The following is a 21,295-nucleotide window of genomic DNA, read 5'->3' on the forward strand; positions in this document are numbered from 1 at the left end:
TGAGCGCATGGCAGGGAGCACGCGGGCGACGATGCGCGACGTCGCGTCGCTGGCCGGCGTCTCCGCGAAGACCGTGTCGAACGTGGTCACCGGCACCGTCTTCGTGCGCGAGGACACGCGCGCCCGCGTCGAGGACGCGATGCGCAAGCTCGACTTCGTGCCCAACCTGAGCGCGCGCAGTCTGCGCAACGGCCGCTCCGGAGTGATCGCCCTCGCGCTCCCCTATCTCGCGACCTCGTTCTCCGCCGAGCTGCTCGACCACATCGTCCAGGCCGCCCGACTGAAGGGCTTCGCCGTCCAGGTCGAGCAGACCGGATCCGAGCCGCGCCGCGAGCGCGAACTGCTCTCCCGCGCCCGCGCGCACCTCGTCGACGGCCTGATCCTGAACCCCATCCGCCTCGAGGACAGCGCGCTCACCGACCAGGACCGGCAGCTGCCCGTCGTCCTGATCGGCGAGGTCGAGCAGCAGCTCGCCGACCACGTCGGGATCGACAGCGTGGCGGGCGCCGCCGCGATGACGCGGCACGTGATCGAACGCGGCGCCCGGCGGATCGCGGTCGTCGGCGGCGACGACCAGCACGCGATCGCGACGGCGACCAGCCGACTCCGGCTGCAGGGCGTGCGCCAGGCACTGGCCGAGGCGGGCCTTCCCGCGGACCCCCGCCTCACCGTCAACCACGCCGACTGGACCATCTCCGGGGGCGCGGAGGCGACCGTCGAGCTGCTCTCCCGCGGCACGCCGTTCGACGCCGTGCTCGGCTTCACCGACTCCCTCGCCGCCGGCGCTCTGCACGTGTTGCACAGCCGCGGGATCCGCGTACCCGACGACGTCCTGGTGACGGGGTTCGACGACGTCGAGCTCTCCCGCTTCACCGAGCCGGCGCTGTCGACCGTGCGGATCGACCGCGCCGCCTTCGCCTCCTCCGCCGTCGACCTGCTCGCCGAGCGGATCGCGGATCCGACCGGGACCCCGCGCACGATCACCGTGCCGCACCGGCTCATCGTCCGCGACAGCACCGCCGCCGCCCCGCGCGGCTGGACGCCCGAGCACTGACCCGTCACCGGACGGCGCGATCCCTCTCCCGGCCCGCCCGCGCCCGCCGGGCCATCCACCCCGTTCCGTGACCGGTCTCAGAAACCTCTTGCGCACTCCATTTCATCGATGTAATGATGTCGGAGTTCCCTGATCGTCCACGAAGGAGTGACGATGACACCACCTCTCGATCTGAATCGGCGGCAGTTCCTCGGCGCCGCGGGCCTCACCGCCGGCGCCGCGCTGCTCGCCGGATGCGCTTCGACCTCGGCCGCCGCGTCCGGCACCCGCACCCTGCAGTTCTGGCACCTGCTCTCCGGCGGCGACGGCGTGACGATGTCCGGCCTGCTGGACGGCGTGAACACGGCGCAGTCGGCCTACCGGATCCGTCCGACCGTGCTCGCCTGGGGCACGCCGTACTACACGAAGCTCGCCATGGCCTCGGCCGGCGGCCGCGCCCCCGACGTCGCGATCATGCACGCCACCCGAGTGCTCGGCTGGGCTCCGGGCGGTCTCCTGGACGACTGGGACACCGGCCGCCTCGCGGATCTCGGCGTGGACGCGTCCGCGTTCCCGGATCCGATCTGGAAGAAGGGCGACGTCGACGGGCGGCGCCTCAGCATCGCGCTCGACGCGCACCCCTTCGTGCTCATGTACAACACGGAGGTCTGCGAGAAGGCGGGCGTGCTCGACGGGGACGGACGCCTGAAGGAGGCGGCGAACCCCGAGGACTTCCTCGCGATGGTCGACGCGATCGCCGGGGTCACCGGCGGACACGGCCTGTCCTACGGCTATCTCGGCGACGGCTCCCAGATGTGGCGCCTGTTCTACACGCTGTACACACAGCACGGCATCGAGATGGAGATGCCGCAGGGCGGTCCCGCGGTGATCGACAAGGACGCGGCCGTGGCGTCTCTCGCCTTCATGCAGAAGCTGCTCGACGGCAAGCGGGCGGCCAAGCAGGCCGACTACGGCACCGCGGTGGCGGAGTTCGCGACCGGGAAGAGCGGCATGTTCCTCAGCGGGGTGTGGGAGCTGCGCACGATGCAGGCGGCCAAGATCCCCTTCGACGTCGCGATGATCCCGCCGGTGTTCGGCACGCGCACGGCCTACGCCGACTCGCACTCCTTCGTCCTGCCGCACCAGTCGCACCCGGATGCGGCAAGCCGCGACCTCGTGTACCGCTTCGTGGCCGACATGCTGAAGGGCTCCTTCGGCTGGGCGGAGGCCGGGCACATCCCCGCCTTCCTCCCGGTCACGGAGTCGGCGAAGTACGCGAAGCTGCTTCCGCAGGCCCACTACGCCGACGCGGCGAAGCACGTGCGCTACGACCCGCCCGCGTGGTTCACGGGGTCCGGATCCAACTTCCAGGGCCAGTTCGGCGCCGCCGCCCAGCCCGCGCTTCTGGGCGGAGGCAGTCCCGCCGAGGCCGTCGCCCGCTTCGAGGCCGCCGTCAAGCGCTTCCTCGCCCAACCCAATCCCGCCGATCCGGAGGGAGCCCGGAGATGACCTCGACGACCCCCACCACCACGACCATCGTCACCGGTCGTGCGGCCACCCGCGCGACCCGGCGCCACGCCGGCGGATCCCGTCACGGAGAGCAGCTGATCGGCTGGGCGTTCCTCGCCCCGTTCCTCCTCGCGTTCGCGCTCTTCCTCGCCTGGCCGATCCTGCACGGCCTCTACCTGAGCTTCACCGACCAATCCCTCACCGGGTCCGGCGGCGGCTTCGTCGGACTCGCGAACTACGTCGAGGCCCTCGCGGATCCGGTGATGTGGGGATCGCTCGGCAACACCGTGTGGTTCACGCTGCTGTCCACCGTCCCGCTCGTGGTCGTCGCCCTGCTCATGGCCGTGCTCGTCGATCGCGGGCTTCCCGGCCAGTGGCTCTGGCGGCTCTCGTTCTTCATGCCGTATCTGCTCGCCTCCACCGTGATCTCGCAGATCTGGGTCTGGATCTTCAACCCGCAGATCGGGGCGGCGAACAACGTCCTGAAGGCCTTCGGCCTCGAGCCGATCGCCTGGCTGCAGGATCCGAAGACCAACATGATCGCGATCGTGATCGCGACGGTCTGGTGGACCGTCGGGTTCAACTTCCTGCTCTACCTCGCAGCCCTCCAGAACATCCCGCAGCAGCAGTACGAGGCGGCGTCGCTGGACGGCGCGGGCGGATGGCGGCAGTTCACCGCGATCACGCTCCCGCAGCTGGGACCGGCGACCACCCTCATCGGCCTGCTGCAGATCCTCGCGTCGCTCAAGCTGTTCGACCAGGCGTACCAGATGCTCGGCGGCCTCTCCAGCGACACCACCCGCTCGATCGTGCAGTACATCTACGAGACCGGCTTCGTCGGGTACCGGTTCGGCTACTCCGCCGCGCTCTCCTACGTGTTCTTCGCGATCATCATCATCCTCGGCGTCGTCCAGGCGCTGATCACCCGTCGGCGGAAGGACGCCCGATGACCACCGCGACCCGCACCCTCGTCGTCCCCGGCGCCGCGCGCGCCCGCACCCGCCGGCCGATCGGCCGTCGCCTCACCGTCCTCACCGTGCTCGCCTTCGCGGTGCTGCTGATCCTCGCGATCGGCTGGCTGCTGCCGTTCCTCTGGGCGGTCGCCACCGCGTTCAAGACCGAGACCGACGCCGCCTCCGGGGACGCCGGCTGGATCGGCGCGAGCGGGCCGACGGTGCAGGCGTTCAGCGCGATCCTCTCGCAGGGCAACGTCTACCTCTGGGCGTGGAACAGCCTCTGGACCGCGACGGCCGTGACGGTGATCACCGTCACGATCTCGGCCCTCGCCGCCTACGCGTTCTCCCGCCTCGACTTCCGTGGCCGGAAGTGGCTGTTCGTGGTGATCATCGCCGCGATCGTCGTCCCCCCGCAGGTGCTGATCATCCCGCTGTTCTACGAGATGCTCGCGATGGGCCTGGTCGACACGCACTGGGGCCTCATCCTGCCGCAGGTGGTGGCGCCGGCGATGGTCTTCATCCTGAAGCGGTTCTTCGACGCGATCCCCGTCGAGCTCGAGGACGCGGCGCGCGTCGACGGTGCGAGCAGGTTCCGGGTGTTCTGGTCGATCGTGCTGCCCCTGTCCCGGCCGATCCTCGCCTCCGTCGCGATCTTCGTGTTCATCGGAGCGTGGAACAACTTCCTCTGGCCGTTCCTCGTCATCAACGACACCGGCCTGATGACCCTGCCCGTCGGCCTGCAGACCGTCATCAGCGCCTACGGCGTCCAGTACGCGCAGGTCATGGCCCAGGCCGTCCTCGCCGCCCTGCCCCTCATCATCGTGTTCCTCATCTTCCAGAAGCAGATCGTCAAGGGAGTCGCCACCAGCGGCTTCGGCGGTCAATGACCCGAACGGATCGGATCCCCATGTCCCACGCCCGCATCACCATCGACCGCGACTTCTCGATCGCCGACGTCCCGCGCCGCCTGTTCGGCCAGTTCGTCGAGCACATGGGCCGCTGCGTCTACACCGGCATCTACGAGCCCGGCCACCCGGCGGCGGACGCCCGCGGCTTCCGCACCGACGTGCTCGAGCTCGTGCGCGAACTCGGACCGACCGTCGTCCGCTACCCCGGCGGCAACTTCGTCTCCGGCTACCGCTGGGAGGACGGCGTCGGGCCCGTCGCCGATCGTCCCGTGCGCATCGACGGCGCCTGGCACACGATCGAGACGAACGCGTTCGGCCTGCACGAGTTCATGGACTGGTCCCGCGAGGCCGAGGTCGAGGTCATGGAGGCCATCAACCTCGGCACCCGGGGCGTCGAGGAGGCCCGCGCACTCGTGGAGTACGCCAATCACCCGGGGGGCACGTACTGGTCGGACCTGCGCCGGCGCAACGGCGCCGAGGATCCGTTCGACATCAAGCTGTGGTGCCTGGGCAACGAGCTGGACGGCCCCTGGCAGATCGGCCACAAGACCGCGCACGAGTACGGCCGTCTCGCCCAGGAGACCGCCAAGGCGATGAAGCTCGTGGATCCGACGATCGAGCTCGTCGCGGTCGGATCCTCGAGCCGGCAGATGCCGACGTTCGGCACCTGGGAGCACACCGTGCTCACGCATGCGTACGACGAGGTGGACTACGTCTCGATGCACGCGTACTACCAGGAGCACGACGGCGACGTCGCGTCGTTCCTCGGCGACGCCGTCGACATGGATGCGTTCATCGACGGCGTGGTCGCCACGATCGACGCGGTCAAGGCCGCCGGCAAGCACACCAGGCAGGTGGACATCTCGTTCGACGAGTGGAACGTCTGGTACCAGTCCGGCCTGGACAGCGAGGACCAGCCGCACCAGGTGGAGAAGGCCTGGCGCGAGCACCCCCGGCTCATCGAGGACGCCTACAACGTCACCGACGCGGTCGTGGTCGGCACGTTCCTGCACAGCCTGCTGCGGCACGGCGACCGGGTGAAGATCGCCAACCAGGCGCAGCTCGTGAACGTGATCGCGCCGATCCGCTCGGAGGAGGGCGGACCCGCGTGGCGGCAGACCATCTTCTGGCCGTTCGCCCGGATGGCGCGGATGGCGCAGGGCCGGATCCTGCGCCTCGCCGTCTCATCGACGAAGACGCCCACCACCCGTCACGGGGACGTGGACGACGTGGACGCCGTGGCCACGTGGGACGAGGAATCGGGCCGGCTCGCGCTCTTCGTCGCGAACCGCTCGCTCGACGGGGAGGCGACCGTCGACCTCGACCTGTACGGCCTGCGCGCGACCGCGGTCCGTTCGGCCGAGGTGCTCACCGTCCCGGAGGACGGGGACCGGCTCACCGCGAACCTCGTCGGCGCGCCGGACGCGGTCGGGCTGCGGCCGCTCGACGGGGTCGCGCTCGACGACGGCGCGGTGCGCCTCACCCTCCCCGCGCTGTCCTGGTCGGCCGTGGAGTTCGACGTCGCGCGGAGCTGATCGGCGGCCCGTCCCGCCGCCGGGGCGCAGTCGATTCGTTCAGGTCGCACTCTGGCGATTCAGGTCGCAGAATCGGCTGTTCCCAGGCCCCGGGAACAGCCGATTCTGCGACCTGAACGGGATCCGGACCCGAGTAGAGGATCCTGATCCGAGCAGGCAGGCCGCGCCCAGGGCGGCGGCGGAGGTCTCCCACATCCCCCGCCGCCCCCTGATCCGTCCGAGGGCTTGACGTGTGCGCTTCTGGAATCTATAAAGAAACTTAGCTAATAGATTTCAGGAGCTTCGATGACGTCCTCCCCCGCCCCCGGCACCCCCGGCTGGCTCGCCCTCCGCAACGACCAGGCCGCCCTCTCGCTGCTCCTCGACGAGGGCCCGCTCACGCGCAACCGCATCGGCGAGCTGACCGGGCTCTCCAAGCCGACCGCGGCGCAGATCGTGACGCGCCTGGAGGAGGCCGGGTTCATCCACCCCGCCGGCGAGCTCTCCGCCGGCCGCGGCCCGAACGCGGTCACCTACGACGTGCGGCTGGACCGGAGCCTGGGCGTCGCGATCGACGTCGACGAGACCGTGCTGCGCGCGACCGTCGTCGACGCCCGCGGCACGGAGCGCCCCGTCGCGACGATCCCGATCGACGCGGCGCACCCGCGCTCGGCCGAGGGCGACGTGCGCCGGGCGATCGACGCCGCCTGCCGCGCGGCCGACGTCGACGCCGGCGCCGTCGTCGAGATCGTGATCGGCGTGCAGGCCGCCAACGACCCCGCCGCGGATCGTCTGAACTTCACCGACACCCTCGACGGCTGGCCCATGCAGAACGCGCGCGGCGAGCTGGAGGCGGGCCTCGGCATCGCCGTCACGCTGGAGAACGACGTGAATCTCGCCGCGATCGCCGAACGCGCCGAGGGCGCGGGCGCCGACGCCCCGGGATTCGCGCTGCTCTGGCTCGGCGAGGGCCTCGGCCTCTCGATCGACCTGGACGGCACGATCCTGCACGGCGCCACCGGTGGTGCGGGCGAGATCGGCTACCTGCCCGCGCCCCGCACGGCGATGGCGATCGACCCGGACGCGGAGGACCTGCAGGAGCTGGTCGGCGGATCCGCCGTCGCACGCTCGGCGACCTCCGCCGTCGGCAGCCCGCTCGACTACGCCGGGGCTCTCGCCGCTCTCGCGAGCGCGCCGGATCGGATCGTGCCCGACCTCGCCGCGCGCATCGCGCTGGCCCTCACGCCGGTCATCGCCGTGCTGGATCCGTCGCTGGTGATCCTCGGCGGCCCCACCGGGGTCGCCGGCGGGGCCGCGCTGGCGGACGCCGTGTCCGCCGCGCTGCGCGCCTCGTCGGGCTGGGACCCCGCGGTGCGCACCACGGGAGCCCCGGCCGATGCCGTGCTCCTCGGCGCCCGGCACGTGCTCGTGTCACGCCTGCGCGGACGCCTGCTCCCCGAGTGATTCGCAGCACGGCCGACCCCCGGCCGTGCCGCCAGATCCCCCTGAACAGAGAGGTTCACATGAAACGCCACACCCGGCTCCGCATCGGAGCCATCGCCGCGCTCTCCGTCACCGCCGTCGTCCTCGCGGGCTGCTCCGGCGGATCCGACACCACCGTCGCCGCCACGGCGCCCGACCATCTGTCCGGCACGGTCACCCTCTGGGAGTTCTTCAGCGACCGCGAGGCCGGAGTCGTCCAGTCCGTCATCGACGACTTCCACAAGAAGTACCCGGATGTGAAGGTCGACGTGCGCACCGGTCAGGAGGACGACAAGATCATCAAGGCCATCGCGGCCGGCAACGATCTCGACGTCGCGATCTCGGGCGCCGTCGACAACGTGGGCGCGTTCTGCTCGTCGGGAGCGCTGCGCGACCTCACGCCCTACATCGAACGCGACGGCGTCGACCTCTCGCAGCTGTCCGATGTGGCGCGCAGTTACACCTCCTTCGACGGCAAGCAGTGCGCGCTGCCGATGCTCGCCGACGTGCAGGGCCTCTACTACAACACCGACCTGCTGCAGGCGGCGGGCTACAGCGCACCGCCGAAGACGCTCGGCGAGCTCGAGGCGATGGCGGTCAAGCTCACGACCTACAACACCGACGGATCCATCAAGACGCTCGGCTTCAACCCGCTCATGGGCGCCTACGAGAACGCCCCGACCGTCTTCGGAGCCGCCGCAGGCGCCGAGTGGATGAAGGACGGCAAGAGCGCGATCGCCTCCTCCCCCGCCTGGAAGGAGCTGATGACCTGGCAGAAGAAGTTCATCGACGAGATCGGCTACGACAAGCTCAAGGCGTTCACCGCCGGTCTCGGAGACGAGTTCTCCGCGGGTCAGGCGTTCCAGACCGGCCAGCTCGCGATGAACCTCGACGGCGAGTGGCGCGTCGCCTTCCTCGCCGATCAGGCACCCGATGTGAAGTACGGGGTCGCGCCCTTCCCCGTGCTGGACGGCCACGAGGACCTCTACGGCGGCGGGTTCTCCTCCGGCACGATCGCAGGCGTCTCCAAGGGCTCCAAGAACCCCGAAGCCGCCTGGGCGCTGCTGCGCTATCTCACCCTCGACACCGATGCGGTCGTGAAGCTCGCCAACGGCCTGAAGAACGTCCCGACCACGAAGGACGCGCTCGCGTCCTCGAAGCTCGACCTCCCGGAGCAGTTCGGGACGTTCCTCGACATCGCGAAGAGCCCGCACCTGACCTCGATCCCGGCGACCGTGATCGGCAGCGCGAACCAGGTCGCGCTCTCCGGCTACTGGACCAGGTTCCAGTCCGGCGGCGGGGGCGACATCGACGCCGGCCTCAAGAAGGTCGACAAGGACATCGACGACCAGCTCGCCCTGAGCGAGGGCCCGTGATGACCGCGACCCTCGCGCCGGGGCGCGCGGAGCCCCCTCCGCGCGCCCCGGGCGCCACCGCCCGCCGACGCGGATCCGCCGTCCGCCGTCGTCGATGGAGCATCGCCCTGATGCTGGCTCCGACGCTCCTCGGCCTCGCCGTCTTCTTCGTCTACCCGCTCGTGGCGAACCTGTACTTCTCCTTCACCCGGTACGACCTCGTGTCCGCGCCGCAGTGGAACGGCCTGAACAACTACGTCTACCTGTTCACGAAGGATCCGCGGATCGCCACGGCGGCCCTGAACACCCTGTGGTTCGTCGTGATCCTGGTGCCGGTGCGGATCGTCTGCGCCCTCGCGGTCGCCGGGCTCCTGCTGCGCGCCCGCAGCGCCGGCGGCGTGTGGCGCACGATCTTCTACCTGCCCGCGCTCGTGCCGCCCGTGGCGTCGGTCGTCGCGTTCGTGTTCCTCTTCAACCCGGGGACGGGCCCCGTCAACCTCGTGCTGAAGAGCCTCGGCATCCCCGGTCCGCTCTGGTTCAACGACCCCGCGCTCGCGAAGCCCTCGCTCGTGCTGCTGGGCGTGTGGGTCATGGGCGACGTCATGATCATCCTGCTCGCGGCACTCCTGAACGTGCCGCGCGACCAGTACGAGGCGGCCTCGCTCGACGGGGCGAACGGCGTGCAGAAGGTGCGCTACGTGACGATCCCGTCGATCGCCCCTGTGCTGCTGTTCGCCCTGGTGACCGGCATGATCGCGGCGCTGCAGTACTTCACCGAGGCTGCCGTGGCGTCCGGCGTCGCGTCCGGTCGCTCGGGCGCCGCCTCGGGCGGGCTCGCCGCCGACATCGGGTATCCGGAGGACTCGCTGCTCACCTACACGCAGTGGCTGTACGTGCGCGGGTTCGCCAACTTCCAGCTCGGCTACGCCGCGGCCATGGCCGTGGTGCTGTTCCTCGTCGCCAGCGTGTTCGTCGCCCTGCTGCTGCGCAAGTCGCGGGCCTTCTCCCCGGAGGACTTCTCATGACCGCGACCGCGCTCATCACCACGGGATCCGCGCGCCCCGCGCGCCCGGTGCGCGGGGGCCGGCGCATCCTGATCTGGATCGCGGACCACACCGTGCTCTCCGTGCTCGCGGTGCTGTTCCTCGCACCGATCCTGTTCGTGCTGCTGACCTCGTTCATGTCGGGCAAGCAGACGCTGACCGCCTCGATCTGGCCGCAGCCGTGGGACCTCTCCAACTACGTCCGCGCGTTCACGCAGGTGCCGCTGGGGCTGTGGTTCCTGAACTCCGCGTTCTACGCGGTGCTCGCCACCGCGTTCATGCTGGTCTCCTCGGTGCCCGCGGCGTACGTCCTCGCGAAGATCCGCTTCCGCGGGGCGAACATCGTCTTCCTGGCGATCATCGTGGCGATGCTGCTGCCTCCGCAGGTCACGATCGTGCCGGTGTACGTGATGTTCGCCAAGCTCGGCCTCACGGGGACGCTCTGGCCGCTGATCCTGCCGAACCTGCTCGGCGATGCGTTCTCGATCTTCCTGCTGCGGCAGTTCTTCCTGACCATCCCGTCCGCCTACGCGGACGCCGCGCGGATCGACGGCAACGGCGAGTGGGGCGTGCTCTGGCGGGTCATGGTGCCGATGACCAAGCCCGGCATCGCCTCGGCCGCGATCTTCCTGTTCTTCAACTCGTGGAACGACTACTTCGGCCCGCTCCTGTACGCCTCGGAGAACCCCTCGGCGTGGACGGTCGCCTACGGTCTGTCCACCTTCCACGGCACCCACGGCACCGACTGGGGGACGACCATGGCCGTGACCATGCTCGTGACGATCCCCGTGGTGATCGTGTTCTTCTTCGCCCAGCGCGTGTTCGTCGAGGGCATCAACCTGACCGGAGTGAAGGGCTGACATGAAACTCACCGTCATCGGAGGCGGATCCACCTACACCCCCGAGCTCACGGACGGCTTCTCGCGGCTGCGCGACGTGCTCCCGATCGACGAGCTCTGGCTCGTGGATCCCGACGACCGGCGCCGGGAGCTCGTCGCCGGGGTCTCGCAGCGGATGTTCGCGCGCGCCGGGCACCCGGGCCGGATCAGGGCCACCGCCGACCTCGTCGCGGGCGTCGCGGACGCGGACGTGGTGCTGATCCAGCTGCGGATCGGAGGGCAGGCCGCCCGGCTCGGCGACGAGACCTGGCCGCACGAGGCCTGCTGCATCGGTCAGGAGACCACGGGTCCCGGCGGGCTCGCCAAGGCACTGCGCACGGTTCCCGTGGTGCTCGAGGTCGCCGAGGCCGTGCGCCGGCATGCGAAGCCCGGCGCCTGGATCGTCGACTTCACGAACCCGGTCGGAATCGTGACCCGCGCGCTGCTCGAGGAGGGCCATCGCGCGATCGGCCTGTGCAATGTGGCGATCGGATTCCAGCGCCGCTTCGCCCGGATGCTCGACGCGGATCCTGCCCTCGTCCGCCTCGAGCACGTCGGACTGAACCACCTGACCTGGGAGCGCGGCGTGCTGCTCGACGGCGTCGATGTGCTGCCGGGGCTGCTGCGGGAGCGCCTGCCCGAGCTCGCGGACGAGGTGGAGCTGCCGGCTCCGCTGCTGCAGAACCTCGCGATGGTCCCCTCGTACTACCTGAGGTACTTCTACGCCCACGACCGGGTCCTCGAGGAGCAACGGCACGAACCGCCGCGCGCGGAGAAGGTGATGGAGGTCGAGCGGGAACTGCTCCGCCTCTACGCGGATCCGTCCGTCGACGCCAAGCCCGCCGTGCTCGCCGAACGCGGCGGCGCGTTCTACTCCGAGGCGGCGGTGGATCTCATCGCGTCGCTGCTCAGCGACCGCGGCGATGTGCAGGTCGCGAACCTCCGCAACGGCGGCACTCTGCCGTTCCTCCCCGACGACCACGTCGTCGAGGTGTCCGCCACGATCGGCGCCGCCGGTCCCGTCGCCGTGCCCACAGCTCCCCTGCCGGGCGACGTGCAGGGGCTGATCGGCCATGTCGCGGGCTACGAGCGGCTCGCCCTCGACGCCGCACGGCACACCGGATCCGCCGAGCGCGGGCGGCGGCTCGTCGAACGCGCGCTGCTCGCCCACCCGCTCGTCGGCCAGTGGGACCGCGCGGAGAAGCTCGCCGATCTGCTCATCGACCACAACCGGGATCACCTCGCGTGGGCGCGGTGAGCGGCACGGCGGTGCGGACCGGGCAGGGACTCCCGCCGACGCACCCGGAAGGGATCGTCGTCGCCATCGACGGCGGCGGCACCAAGACCGACGCCGTCGCGCTCGATGCGACCGGTGCGGTCGTCGCCCATGTGCGTCTGGGCGCGTCCGATGTGCACCCCGGACGGGAGGGGGAATCGGCCGCCGTCGTCGACGCGGCCGTCCGGCGGGTGCACGCCGAGGCCGGAGGGGGGCCGCTGCTGAGGGTCGGCGTGTTCCTCTCCGGCCTCGACCACGAGGACGAGTTCGCGGCGTTCCGCGCGCGGATCCTTTCGCTGCCGTGGTTCCTCGGCGAGGACGGCGTGGAAGCCCACGTGGAGAACGACATGTTCGCCCTGCTGCGGACGGGCACGCTCGCGCCCGACGCGGTCGCCGTGGTCTGCGGCACCGGGCTCAACGCGATCGGCGTGCGCGCCGACGGCACGACGGCCCGCTTCCTCGCCTGGGGCGCGGTATCGGGCGACTGGGGCGGCGGATCGGACATCGGCGCGGAAGCGCTGCGCCTGGCCGCCCGGGCGCTCGACGGCCGGGGACCGGAGACCGCGCTGACCACGGCGCTCCCCGAGTCGTTCGGGCGCTCCGACCTCACCGCGCTCATCGAGGACGTGCACTTCGGCCGCCTTCCGGAGGAGCGGCTGGCCGAGCTCGTGCCGGTGGTGTTCACGGCCGCCGACCACGGCGACGTCGTGTCCCGCGCGCTCGTGGAGCGGCAGGCGGAGGAGATCGTGGCGATGGCGGCGAGCGCGGCCCGGCGACTGGGGCTCGATCGGGATCCGATCCCGGTCGTGCTCGGCGGCGGGGTGCTCGCGGCACGCCAGCCCCTGCTTCTCGACGGGGTCGTGCAGCGGCTCGCCGCCGCGCTGCCCTCGGCCGTTCCGACGGTGGTCGACGCCCGGCCCGTGGTCGGCGCGGGGCTCGCGCTGCTGGAGCAGCAGGGCGCCGCGGACGAGGTGCTGCGCCGCGCCCGTGCGGCGCTCGAGCGCACCGTCCCCGCCTGAGCGCCGCTCGCCGGTCCTGCGCCGCTCATCGTTCAGGTCGCACTTCTGGCGCTGCCGACCACCCTGGGGCCGCCGAAAGTGCGACCTGAACGGGCGGAGTGCGACCTGAACGGGCGGAGCACGACCTGAACGGGCGGAGTGCGACCTGAACGGGCGGAGCGCGACGCACGGCATCCTGCAACATCCGGGAAACACGGGATGCGTACACTCGGGGACGCCACAAGCACGCACTCCCCCGAAGGACCCACCATGTCCGGTACGCCGTCATCCGCGCCCATCACCGTCTCCATCCGCCGCGAGGTCGACCCCGCCCGCATCGCCGAGGCCACGGCCTGGGTGCAGACCGGGGTGAACCTCGCCAGCTCGCATCCCGGCTTCCTCGGATCCGGATGGGTGCGCGACGGCGACGACTCGCACCACTGGCACATGCTCTACCGCTTCGCGGACGAGGCGGCCCTCGACGCCTGGGAGGCCTCGCGCGAGCGCGCCTGGTGGCTGTCGATGGGCGAGGGGTTCGTGCGCAGCGAGCGCACCCGGCGGCGCACCGGGATCGAGGGCTGGTTCGACGAGCCGTCGACCGAGACGATCACCGTGCCGACCTCGACCGGGGCGACCACGGTGATGGTCGCCCCGTCGCCGCCCCGCTGGAAGCAGGCCGTGTCGATCTGGCTCGGATTCTTCCCGGTGAACCTCGTCTTCACGTACCTGATGAGCCCGGTGCCCGGCTGGAACGCCCTGCCGATCTGGCTGCGCGTGCTCGCCACGACGGTCGTGCTGACGCCGATCATGACCTACTGGGTGCTGCCCTGGGTGACCCGCTCGCTGCGGCGCTGGCTGAACCGGTAGCGCCGGAAGAGAGGATGATCGTCATTCCACAGGACGGATCCGGCCGGATCCTCCTGCGGAATGACGATCACCCTGTGGAAACGCGTCGAGCCGAGCGGGTCGAGCCGAGCGGGACCGGGTCCGTCAGCCCTCGATGTGCCGCTCGTCGACGCCGTTGTAGGCGGACAGCGGGCGGATCAGCGCATTGGACGCGGCCTGCTCCATGATGTGCGCGGTCCAGCCCGTGATGCGGGCCGCGATGAACAGCGGCGTGAAGATCTCCGTCTCGAAGCCGAGCAGGTGGTACGCCGGCCCCGACGGGTAGTCGAGGTTCGGATAGATGCCCTTGCGCGCGACGAACTCGGCCTCGAGCGTGTCGTACAGCTCGGCCAGATCCGTGCGGCCGGTGTCGGCGATGAGCCGGTCCAGCGCCGCCTTCATGGTCGGCACCCGCGAATCGCCGCTCTTGTAGACCCGGTGGCCGAAGCCCATGATCTTGCGCTTGCTCGCCAGGGCGTCGTCGAGCCACGGCACGACCCGGTCGGCGGATCCGATCTCCTCGAAGATGTGCATCACGGCCTCGTTCGCCCCGCCATGCAGCGGGCCCTTCAGCGCACCGATGGCGCCGACGACCGCGGAGTACAGGTCGGCCGTGGTCGATGCGATCACCCGCGCCGTGAAGGTCGAGGCGTTGAAGGAGTGCTCAGCGTACAGCACCATCGAGATCCGGAACACGTCCACGGCCGCCTCCGAGGGCAGCACCCCGAACGTCATCCAGAGGAAGTTCGTCGAGTAGTCGAGATCGGCACGCGGATCGATCGGCGCGAGCCCCCAGCGGCGGCGCTGCACGGCGGCGACGATCGTCGGGATCTGCGCGAGCAGGTACACGGAGCGGCCGAGGTCGAGCTCGCGGTCGGTCCAGCCGCCCGGGCGGTGCAGGCTCGGGTCGAACGTGCCGAGCTGGCTGACCGCCGTGCGCACCACGTCCATCGGGTGCGCGTCGAGCGGGATCAAGTCGAGCAGGGCGAGGGTGCGCGGATCCAGCGGACGGAACGCCCTCTCCTGCGCCTCGAACGCGGCCAGCTGTTCGGGCGTGGGCAGTTCCCCGTTCCAGAGCAGGTAGGCCACGGCCTCGAACGACTGAGTCGCCGCGAGCTCCTGCACGGGATAGCCGCGGTACAGCAGGCTGTTGGTCTCGGGGTTGACCTTCGAGATCGCCGTCGTGTCGACGACGACGCCCGCGAGGCCCTTCTTGATGTCGGGGTCGCTCATGGTTCTGCTCCTTTGCAATACGCCCGCCCGGGGTCGTTGAGCGAGGACGCCGCAGGCGACCGAGACGAAACGGGGTCTCCTGCTGATCGCCGCGTTTCGTCTCGTCGCTGCGCTCCTCGCTCAACGACCCCGTAGCGGGGTGGTGTCGATGCGGAAGTTGAAGACGTTCGTGTCGAAGTGGTTGTAGGACTCGTAGTCGATGAGGTCGTACAGGTCCGCCCGGTGCTGCATCTCGCCGAGCTTCGAGGTCAGATGCCCCTCCTCGTTCAGCGTATCCAGCGCGCGCCCGGTCGCGCCCATCGCGATCCGCAGCATCGAGACCGGCCAGATCACGATGCTCACGCCGGCGTCCTTCAGCTGCTGCGTCGTGAACAGCTCGCTCTTGCCGAACTCTGTCATGTTCGCCAGGATCGGCACGTCGAGCTCGGAGGCCATCCGCTCGAACTCGGCGAGCGTGCGCATCGCCTCCGGGAAGATCGCGTCGGCCCCCGCGTCGACGAGAGCCTTGGCCCGGTCGACGGCGGCGTCCATGCCCTCCACGGCGCGGATGTCGGTGCGCGCCATGATGAGGAAGTTCGGATCCCGCCGGGCGTCGACCGCGGCCCTGATCCGCTTGGTCGCGGTCGACTCGTCGACCACGGCCTTGCCGTCCAGGTGCCCGCAGCGCTTGGGGTTGACCTGATCCTCGATGTGCGTGCCCGCGAGGCCCGCGTCCTCGAGGGTCTGGATCGTGCGGGCCACGTTCATCGGCTCGCCGAACCCGGTGTCGGCGTCGATGATCGCGGGCAGCTCGGTCATCCGGGCGATCTGCTGCCCGCGCTCGGCCACCTCGGTGAGGGTCGTGAGGCCGATGTCGGGCAGGCCCAGATCGGCGGAGAGCACGGCGCCGGAGATATAGACCCCGTCGAAGCCCTTCCGCTCGATGAGCCGCGCGCTCAGCGGATTGAACGCCCCGGGGAACCGCAGCAGCTCCCCCGCGGCGAGCCGCTCGCGCAGGATCCGCCGCTTCTCCGCGGCCGGGGTGGTGGCGTACAGCATCAGTACACCTCCGAGCCACGCCGGGTCCCGGAACACAACGCAGGAAATGCCGTCGTGACCGACCCGGATCCAGCCGCAAGCCGCAGGATCTCCTGCGTCGTTTCACGGCACCGCATCAGAACAGCCCCTTCGGGGCGGGAGCGGCGGCGAGCACACCGGGTGCGGCGACGATCGAGAGCGCGCCGACCTCCTCGGCGGTGAGCTCGGGCAGGCGCTGGACGAGTTCCAGGAACCGCTCGATCTCGGCGGGCTCGAGCACCGGCTCCGCGAGGATCCGGAACTTGCGGATGTAGTCCTCGCGGGCGAACGGCCGCGCGCCCAGCGGATGCGCATCGGCGACCGCGATCTCATCGGTCACCGTCTCGCCGTTCGTCAGGCGGATCTCGACGCGACCGCCGAACGCCTTCTCGGCGATGTCGTTCGAGTGGTAGCGGCGGGTCCACTCCGGGTCCTCGAGCGTGGTGATCTTGTGCCACAGGGCGACGGTGTCCTCGCGCTGTGCGCGCTCGGGTGCGTAGGAGTCGACGTGGTGCCAGGTGCCGTCCTGCAGGGCCACCGCGAAGATGTACGGGATCGAGTGGTCCAGCGTCTCGCGCGACGCGTGCGGGTCGTACTTCTGCGGGTCGTTGGCCCCGGATCCGATCACGTAGTGCGTGTGGTGGCTGGTGTGGATCACGATCGACTCGATGTTGGCCGGATCCGCCAGCTCGGGCCGCTCGTTGTGGAGCTTGCGCGCCAGGTCGATCCAGGCCTGCGCCTGGTACTCGGCGGAGTGCTCCTTCGTGTAGGTGTCGAGGATCGCCCGCTTGGACTCGCCGGCCACGGGCAGCGGCACGTCGTACGACGCGTCGGGGCCGTCCAGCATCCAGGCGATCACGCCGTCCTCGCCCTCGTAGATGGGGCTCGGCGAGGTCTCGCCGCGCATCGCCCGGTCGACGGCCTCGACCGCCATCTTGCCGGCGAAGGCGGGGGCGTGCGCCTTCCACGTGGAGATCTCGCCCTTGCGGCTCTGCCGGGTGGCGGTCGTGGTGTGCAGCGCCTGACCGACGGCCTGGTAGATCGTCTCGACGGGAAGGCCGAGCAGGGTGCCGATGCCCGCGGCGGCCGACGGCCCGAGGTGGGCGACGTGGTCGATCTTGTGCGCGTGCAGGCTGATCGCCTTCACCAGGTCGACCTGGATCTCGTAGCCCGTCGCGATGCCGCGGACCAGAGCCCGGCCGTCCGCGCCGACGTGCTGCGCCACGGCGAGGATCGGCGGGATGTTGTCGCCGGGGTGCGAGTACTCGGCGGCGAGGAAGGTGTCGTGGTAGTCGAGCTCGCGCACGGCCACGCCGTTCGCCCAGGCGGCCCATTCGGGGCTGGTGCGGCGCTCGAGCGCGCAGCCGAACACCGTGGATCCGGATCCGTTCACCGAGACCGGGTGGTCGAGCGCCTGCTGGCGGGCGGCGCTGACGGGGGCGCGGGTGAGCGAGGCGGCCGCGACGGACGCGTTGTCGATGACGCGGTTGATGATCATGTCGACGACGTCGGCGTCGACCTCGACCGGATCGGCGGCGATCTCGGCGATGCGCCAGGCGAGCTGCCCCTCGCGGGCGAGCTGCTCGTCGCTGCGATGCACGCGGAGGTGGTGGGTGACGGTCATGCGCTGGCCTTCTTTCCGGTCGTGGAGGTCTCGGGATCCGCGCCGACGAGCGAGTCGAGGATGCTCGCGAGCGCGTTGTGCAGGTGGACGTGGGTGGCGTGCGCGGCGAGGTCGCCGTCCCCGGATCCGATCGCCTCGGCGATCAGACGGTGCTCGCCCGCGCTCGCGGCGAGGCGCGCGGGCTTGTCTCGCGCCATCCGGCGCACGCGCACGAGGTGCGTGCGCACGGTGCGCAACGCCGCGGTGAGGTAGTCGTTGCCGACGGCGGCGTCGAGCGCGTCGTCGAAACGGCCGATGAGCGCGTAGTACCGCGCGCGCCCCTCGTCGTCGCCGAGTGCTTCCGCAGCCTGGGCGAAGCGCTCCGCCAGGGCGGTGAACTCGGTGCGGTCGGCAGCGGAGGCGGCGGCGCGCGCGGTGCTCTCCTCGAGCGCCCGGCGCAGGACGAACAGGTCGCGGATGTCGTCGGCGTCGATCGCCGCGACCACGGTGATGCGCGGCGAGAGCTGCTCGACGAGCCCGTCCGCGGTCAGCCGCCGCAGCGCCTCGCGCAGCGGCGTGCGGCTCACGCCGAGGCGTTCGGCCTGCTCCACCTCGGCGAGCACGGTGCCGGCGGCGAGGGATCCCGATTGGATCTCCTCGAGCAGCGCACGGTAGGCGAACTCCCCCGCACGCATCCCTTCGGCGACGATGGTCATGCCATCAGTGTATACACAAAGAACTTAGGAAGGGAACTTTTCCCGAATTCTGGCTTATTCCGTATACATTGTGGATCAGCGCAGGGTCTCGACCGGCTCCGGCACCGCCTCCGGATCCACCTCGTCGACGACCGGCTCGCCGAGCTTCACCAGCACCACTCCCACGAGCACGAGCGCACCGCCGAACGCCTGCAGCAGATCGGGAAGCTGCCCGAGGAACAGCCAGCCGAACAGGAGCGCGGCGATCACCTCGCTCAGCGCGACGAACGAGGCGAAGCGCGAACCCAGCCGACGCGTCGACACGATGCCGAGCACGTAGGCGAGCGCCGTCGCGATCACGCCCACCGCGAGCACCGGCACGAACCACGGCAGCGTGCCGAACCGGTAGGTGACGTCCTGGGTGTTCCACGTCATCGGCAGGATCCCGGTCGCCCCCGCGACGCTGAGCCCGATCGCTCCGATCAGGAGGCCGAGCCCCGCGAGCGCGATCGGGGGCAGGCCCGTGTCCCCGCGCCCGGAGAGCAGGAAGTAGGTCGCCGCGCCCACCATCGCGCCGAGCGCCCACAGGATCCCCACCGGATCGATCCGGGATCCGGTGAAGATCTCCAGCATGAGCACGAGTCCGATGAACGCGACGACGGCGCCGATCATGCCCTTCGCACCGGGCCGCTCGCCGCGGCGGAGCCAGAGCCAGAGCACCACGGCGATCGGCGCGGTGTACTCGATGAGGAGGGCGAGGCCGACGTCCATCACGGCCACCGCCTGGAAGAAGCAGAGCTGCGCGGCCGTGACTGCGAGCAGACCGTAGACGACGATCATGCCGGCGTTCTTGCGCACCATGCCCCAGCGGCCGCGCAGGGTGAGCAGGGTCGGCACCAGCAGCACGAGCGCCGCGACCCACATGCGGACGGTGACGGCGGCGCCGGGGCTCCACCCCGCGTCCATGAGGCCGCGCGCCCACGCGCCGCTCATCCCGAAGGACAGGGCCGCCCCGAGCGCGAAGACCAGCCCGGAGCGCACTCCGGCGGCCCGAGTGTCATTCGCCACTGTGCTCATGACATGTGACGCTACCGTCCACGATGTAAGCTGTCAACATGATCTTCACCGATGACACCGAGGAGACCCTCCGGGCCGCGGTGTGGCTCGTGAACTCGGCCGAGGATCCGGACACGCTCTCCTCCCTGACCGACGAGGCGGCCTTCCTCGACCAGTTCCGGTACACCGGTCGCATCGATCGCGACGAGGACGAACTGGCGGGACTCCGCGGGATCCGCCCTCAGCTGCGCCGCATGCTGCTCGCCGACCGCGACGACATGGCCGCCGAGGTCAATGCGGCCCTCGCCGGCATCTCCCTCGCGCCGCGCCTCGCCCGGCACGGCACGGTCGACTGGCACCTGCACGCGGTGGCCGACGATCACCCGCTGCCCGAGCGCGTGATCGTGGAGACCGCGATGGCCCTCATCGACGTGATCCGCGCCGAGGAGGGATCCCGCATCTCGGTCTGCGCCGACGACACCTGCGAGGCTCTCGCGCTCGACCTCTCCCGCAACCGCTCGAAGCGCTACTGCTCCACGGCCTGCGCGAACCGCAACGCCGTCGCGGCCTACCGCGCCCGCCGCGCCGAAGCCTGATCCCTCCTCCTCCGTCCCTCCCTCCCCTCCCCTCCCCTCCTCCTCCGAGTCGTCCCCCTGAGGCCGGGCTATAGGTCGTGCTCAGGGGGACGACCCGGAGTGGGGGCGCGCGGGCGGGCTACTCTCGTTGACATGACCGCCGACTGGACCGGATCCGCCATCGCCCTGCTCGAGGCCGACGGGAACCGCAGCGCCGACACGCATCTGCACGTCTTCCCGCTGCCGGCGGAGTGGGGCATCGACCTCTACCTCAAGGACGAGTCGGTGCACCCGACCGGATCCCTGAAGCACCGCCTCGCCCGCTCGCTCATCCTCTACGGCCTGGTCAACGGGCGGATCCACGAGGGCACGACCCTGGTCGAGGCGTCGAGCGGATCCACCGCCGTGTCCGAGGCGTACTTCGCGCGGATGCTGGGATTGCCGTTCGTCACGGTCGTGCCGCGGTCGACGAGCCAGGAGAAGATCGATCTCATCGAGTTCTACGGCGGACGGTGCCACTTCGTCGACTCGGGGGCGGCGATGTACGCCGAGGCCGAGCGTCTCGCCTCGGAGTGCGGCGGGCACTACCTCGACCAGTTCACCTACGCCGAACGCGCGACGGACTGGCGCGGCAACAACAACATCGCCGAGAGCGTGTTCAGTCAGCTCAGCCGCGAGCGGCACCCGATCCCGAGCTGGATCGTCGTCGGCGCCGGCACCGGCGGCACGAGCGCGACCTTCGGGCGGTACGTGCGCTACCGCCGTCACGACACCCGCATCGCGGTCGTGGATCCGGAGGGCTCGGCCTTCTACGGCGGCTGGCGCGCCGGGGATCCGTCGTTCACGACCGGAACACCGAGCCGCATCGAGGGCATCGGGCGACCGCGGGTCGAGCCCTCGTTCGTGCCCGGGGTGATCGACGAGATGATCCCCGTGCCCGACGCCGCCTCGATCGCCGCGGTCCGGCTGCTCAAGCAGCGCACCCTGCACTGGGCCGGCGGGTCGACCGGCACGAACCTCGTCGGTGCGTTCCAGCTCATCGCCCGGATGCTCCGCGACGGCGAGAGCGGCAGCGTGGTGACCCTCATCTGCGACAGCGGCACCCGCTACCTCGACACGTACTACTCCGACGACTGGGTCGCCGGCCAGGGCTGGGATCTGGCCCCGCATCGAGCGCGGATGGAGCACTTCCTCACCTCCGGGGAGTGGCCGGAGCACTGACGCCCCGGCCCCCGCGCCC

At 70.6% G+C, this 21,295-nt stretch carries 19 protein-coding genes; 14 read left to right on the forward strand and 5 right to left on the reverse strand.

The window, feature by feature from the left end; genetic code table 11:
- Positions 1-7: 7 nt before the first annotated feature.
- The 12 genes from J8G10_RS07460 (at position 8) to J8G10_RS07515 (ending at position 13,819) form a co-directional block, all read left to right on the forward strand.
- On the forward strand, positions 8-1,054 hold the full coding sequence (locus J8G10_RS07460) for a LacI family DNA-binding transcriptional regulator (protein ID WP_251442563.1): 1,047 nt from the start codon (positions 8-10) through the stop codon (positions 1,052-1,054).
- A 153-nt stretch (positions 1,055-1,207) separates the two neighbouring features.
- A complete protein-coding gene (locus J8G10_RS07465; protein ID WP_251442566.1) occupies positions 1,208-2,542 on the forward strand; it encodes an extracellular solute-binding protein in 1,335 nt (444 codons plus the stop codon).
- Entirely contained in the window at positions 2,539-3,492 is a 954-nt protein-coding gene (locus J8G10_RS07470) for a carbohydrate ABC transporter permease (RefSeq protein WP_251442569.1), read from the forward strand. Before J8G10_RS07465 ends, J8G10_RS07470 begins: the two co-directional genes overlap by 4 nt.
- Positions 3,489-4,385 (forward strand): carbohydrate ABC transporter permease, encoded by an 897-nt coding sequence (locus J8G10_RS07475; protein WP_251442572.1) that lies wholly within the window; start codon positions 3,489-3,491, stop codon positions 4,383-4,385. The genes J8G10_RS07470 and J8G10_RS07475 overlap by 4 nt, the downstream gene beginning before the upstream one ends.
- A gap of 20 nt (positions 4,386-4,405) precedes the next feature.
- Positions 4,406-5,941, forward strand: coding sequence for an alpha-N-arabinofuranosidase (locus tag J8G10_RS07480; RefSeq protein ID WP_251442575.1), 1,536 nt, complete (start codon positions 4,406-4,408; stop codon positions 5,939-5,941).
- A gap of 285 nt (positions 5,942-6,226) precedes the next feature.
- Entirely contained in the window at positions 6,227-7,384 is a 1,158-nt protein-coding gene (locus tag J8G10_RS07485) for an ROK family transcriptional regulator (protein WP_251442578.1), read from the forward strand.
- Between the two features lie 59 nt (positions 7,385-7,443).
- On the forward strand, positions 7,444-8,778 hold the full coding sequence (locus tag J8G10_RS07490) for an ABC transporter substrate-binding protein (protein WP_251442581.1): 1,335 nt from the start codon (positions 7,444-7,446) through the stop codon (positions 8,776-8,778).
- Positions 8,778-9,782 (forward strand): carbohydrate ABC transporter permease, encoded by a 1,005-nt coding sequence (locus tag J8G10_RS07495; protein ID WP_251442584.1) that lies wholly within the window; start codon positions 8,778-8,780, stop codon positions 9,780-9,782. Before J8G10_RS07490 ends, J8G10_RS07495 begins: the two co-directional genes overlap by 1 nt.
- Complete coding sequence (locus J8G10_RS07500; RefSeq protein WP_251442587.1) at positions 9,779-10,660, forward strand: carbohydrate ABC transporter permease; 882 nt, start codon at positions 9,779-9,781, stop codon at positions 10,658-10,660. Before J8G10_RS07495 ends, J8G10_RS07500 begins: the two co-directional genes overlap by 4 nt.
- Position 10,661: 1 nt before the next feature.
- The gene (locus tag J8G10_RS07505; protein WP_251442590.1) at positions 10,662-11,936 is read left to right on the forward strand and encodes a 6-phospho-beta-glucosidase; all 1,275 of its coding nucleotides are present in this window, start codon (positions 10,662-10,664) and stop codon (positions 11,934-11,936) included.
- Positions 11,924-12,973, forward strand: a complete 1,050-nt coding sequence (locus J8G10_RS07510; RefSeq protein WP_251442593.1) for a BadF/BadG/BcrA/BcrD ATPase family protein — start codon at positions 11,924-11,926, stop codon at positions 12,971-12,973. The genes J8G10_RS07505 and J8G10_RS07510 overlap by 13 nt, the downstream gene beginning before the upstream one ends.
- Positions 12,974-13,222: 249 nt before the next feature.
- Entirely contained in the window at positions 13,223-13,819 is a 597-nt protein-coding gene (locus J8G10_RS07515) for an antibiotic biosynthesis monooxygenase (protein WP_251442596.1), read from the forward strand.
- Positions 13,820-13,942: 123 nt separating this feature from the next.
- Here J8G10_RS07515 and J8G10_RS07520 read toward each other — a convergent pair whose 3' ends face one another.
- From J8G10_RS07520 to J8G10_RS07540, 5 genes are all read right to left on the reverse strand, one after another.
- Complete coding sequence (locus J8G10_RS07520; RefSeq protein WP_251442599.1) at positions 13,943-15,070, reverse strand: bifunctional 2-methylcitrate synthase/citrate synthase; 1,128 nt, start codon at positions 15,068-15,070, stop codon at positions 13,943-13,945.
- Between the two features lie 120 nt (positions 15,071-15,190).
- Positions 15,191-16,108 carry a methylisocitrate lyase gene (gene prpB, locus J8G10_RS07525; protein ID WP_251442602.1) on the reverse strand — a complete coding sequence of 306 codons (918 nt, stop codon included), beginning with the start codon at positions 16,106-16,108 and terminating at the stop codon, positions 15,191-15,193.
- A 115-nt stretch (positions 16,109-16,223) separates the two neighbouring features.
- Positions 16,224-17,750 carry an MmgE/PrpD family protein gene (locus J8G10_RS07530; protein WP_251442607.1) on the reverse strand — a complete coding sequence of 509 codons (1,527 nt, stop codon included), beginning with the start codon at positions 17,748-17,750 and terminating at the stop codon, positions 16,224-16,226.
- Complete coding sequence (locus tag J8G10_RS07535; RefSeq protein ID WP_251444337.1) at positions 17,747-18,424, reverse strand: GntR family transcriptional regulator; 678 nt, start codon at positions 18,422-18,424, stop codon at positions 17,747-17,749. The genes J8G10_RS07530 and J8G10_RS07535 overlap by 4 nt, the downstream gene beginning before the upstream one ends.
- A 96-nt stretch (positions 18,425-18,520) precedes the next feature.
- The gene (locus tag J8G10_RS07540) at positions 18,521-19,501 is read right to left on the reverse strand and encodes a DMT family transporter (RefSeq protein ID WP_251442609.1); all 981 of its coding nucleotides are present in this window, start codon (positions 19,499-19,501) and stop codon (positions 18,521-18,523) included.
- A 38-nt stretch (positions 19,502-19,539) separates the two neighbouring features.
- On the opposite strand from J8G10_RS07540, the gene J8G10_RS07545 reads away from it, so the two are divergent.
- Together J8G10_RS07545 and J8G10_RS07550 are read left to right on the forward strand one after the other, a co-directional pair.
- Positions 19,540-20,076, forward strand: a complete 537-nt coding sequence (locus J8G10_RS07545) for a CGNR zinc finger domain-containing protein (protein ID WP_251442612.1) — start codon at positions 19,540-19,542, stop codon at positions 20,074-20,076.
- Positions 20,077-20,208: 132 nt separating this feature from the next.
- On the forward strand, positions 20,209-21,276 hold the full coding sequence (locus J8G10_RS07550; protein WP_251442614.1) for a PLP-dependent cysteine synthase family protein: 1,068 nt from the start codon (positions 20,209-20,211) through the stop codon (positions 21,274-21,276).
- Positions 21,277-21,295 lie beyond the last annotated feature (19 nt).

Origin of the sequence: Microbacterium sp. USTB-Y, from assembly GCF_023703415.1 — a bacterium.
Taxonomy (GTDB): Bacteria; Actinomycetota; Actinomycetes; order Actinomycetales; family Microbacteriaceae; genus Microbacterium.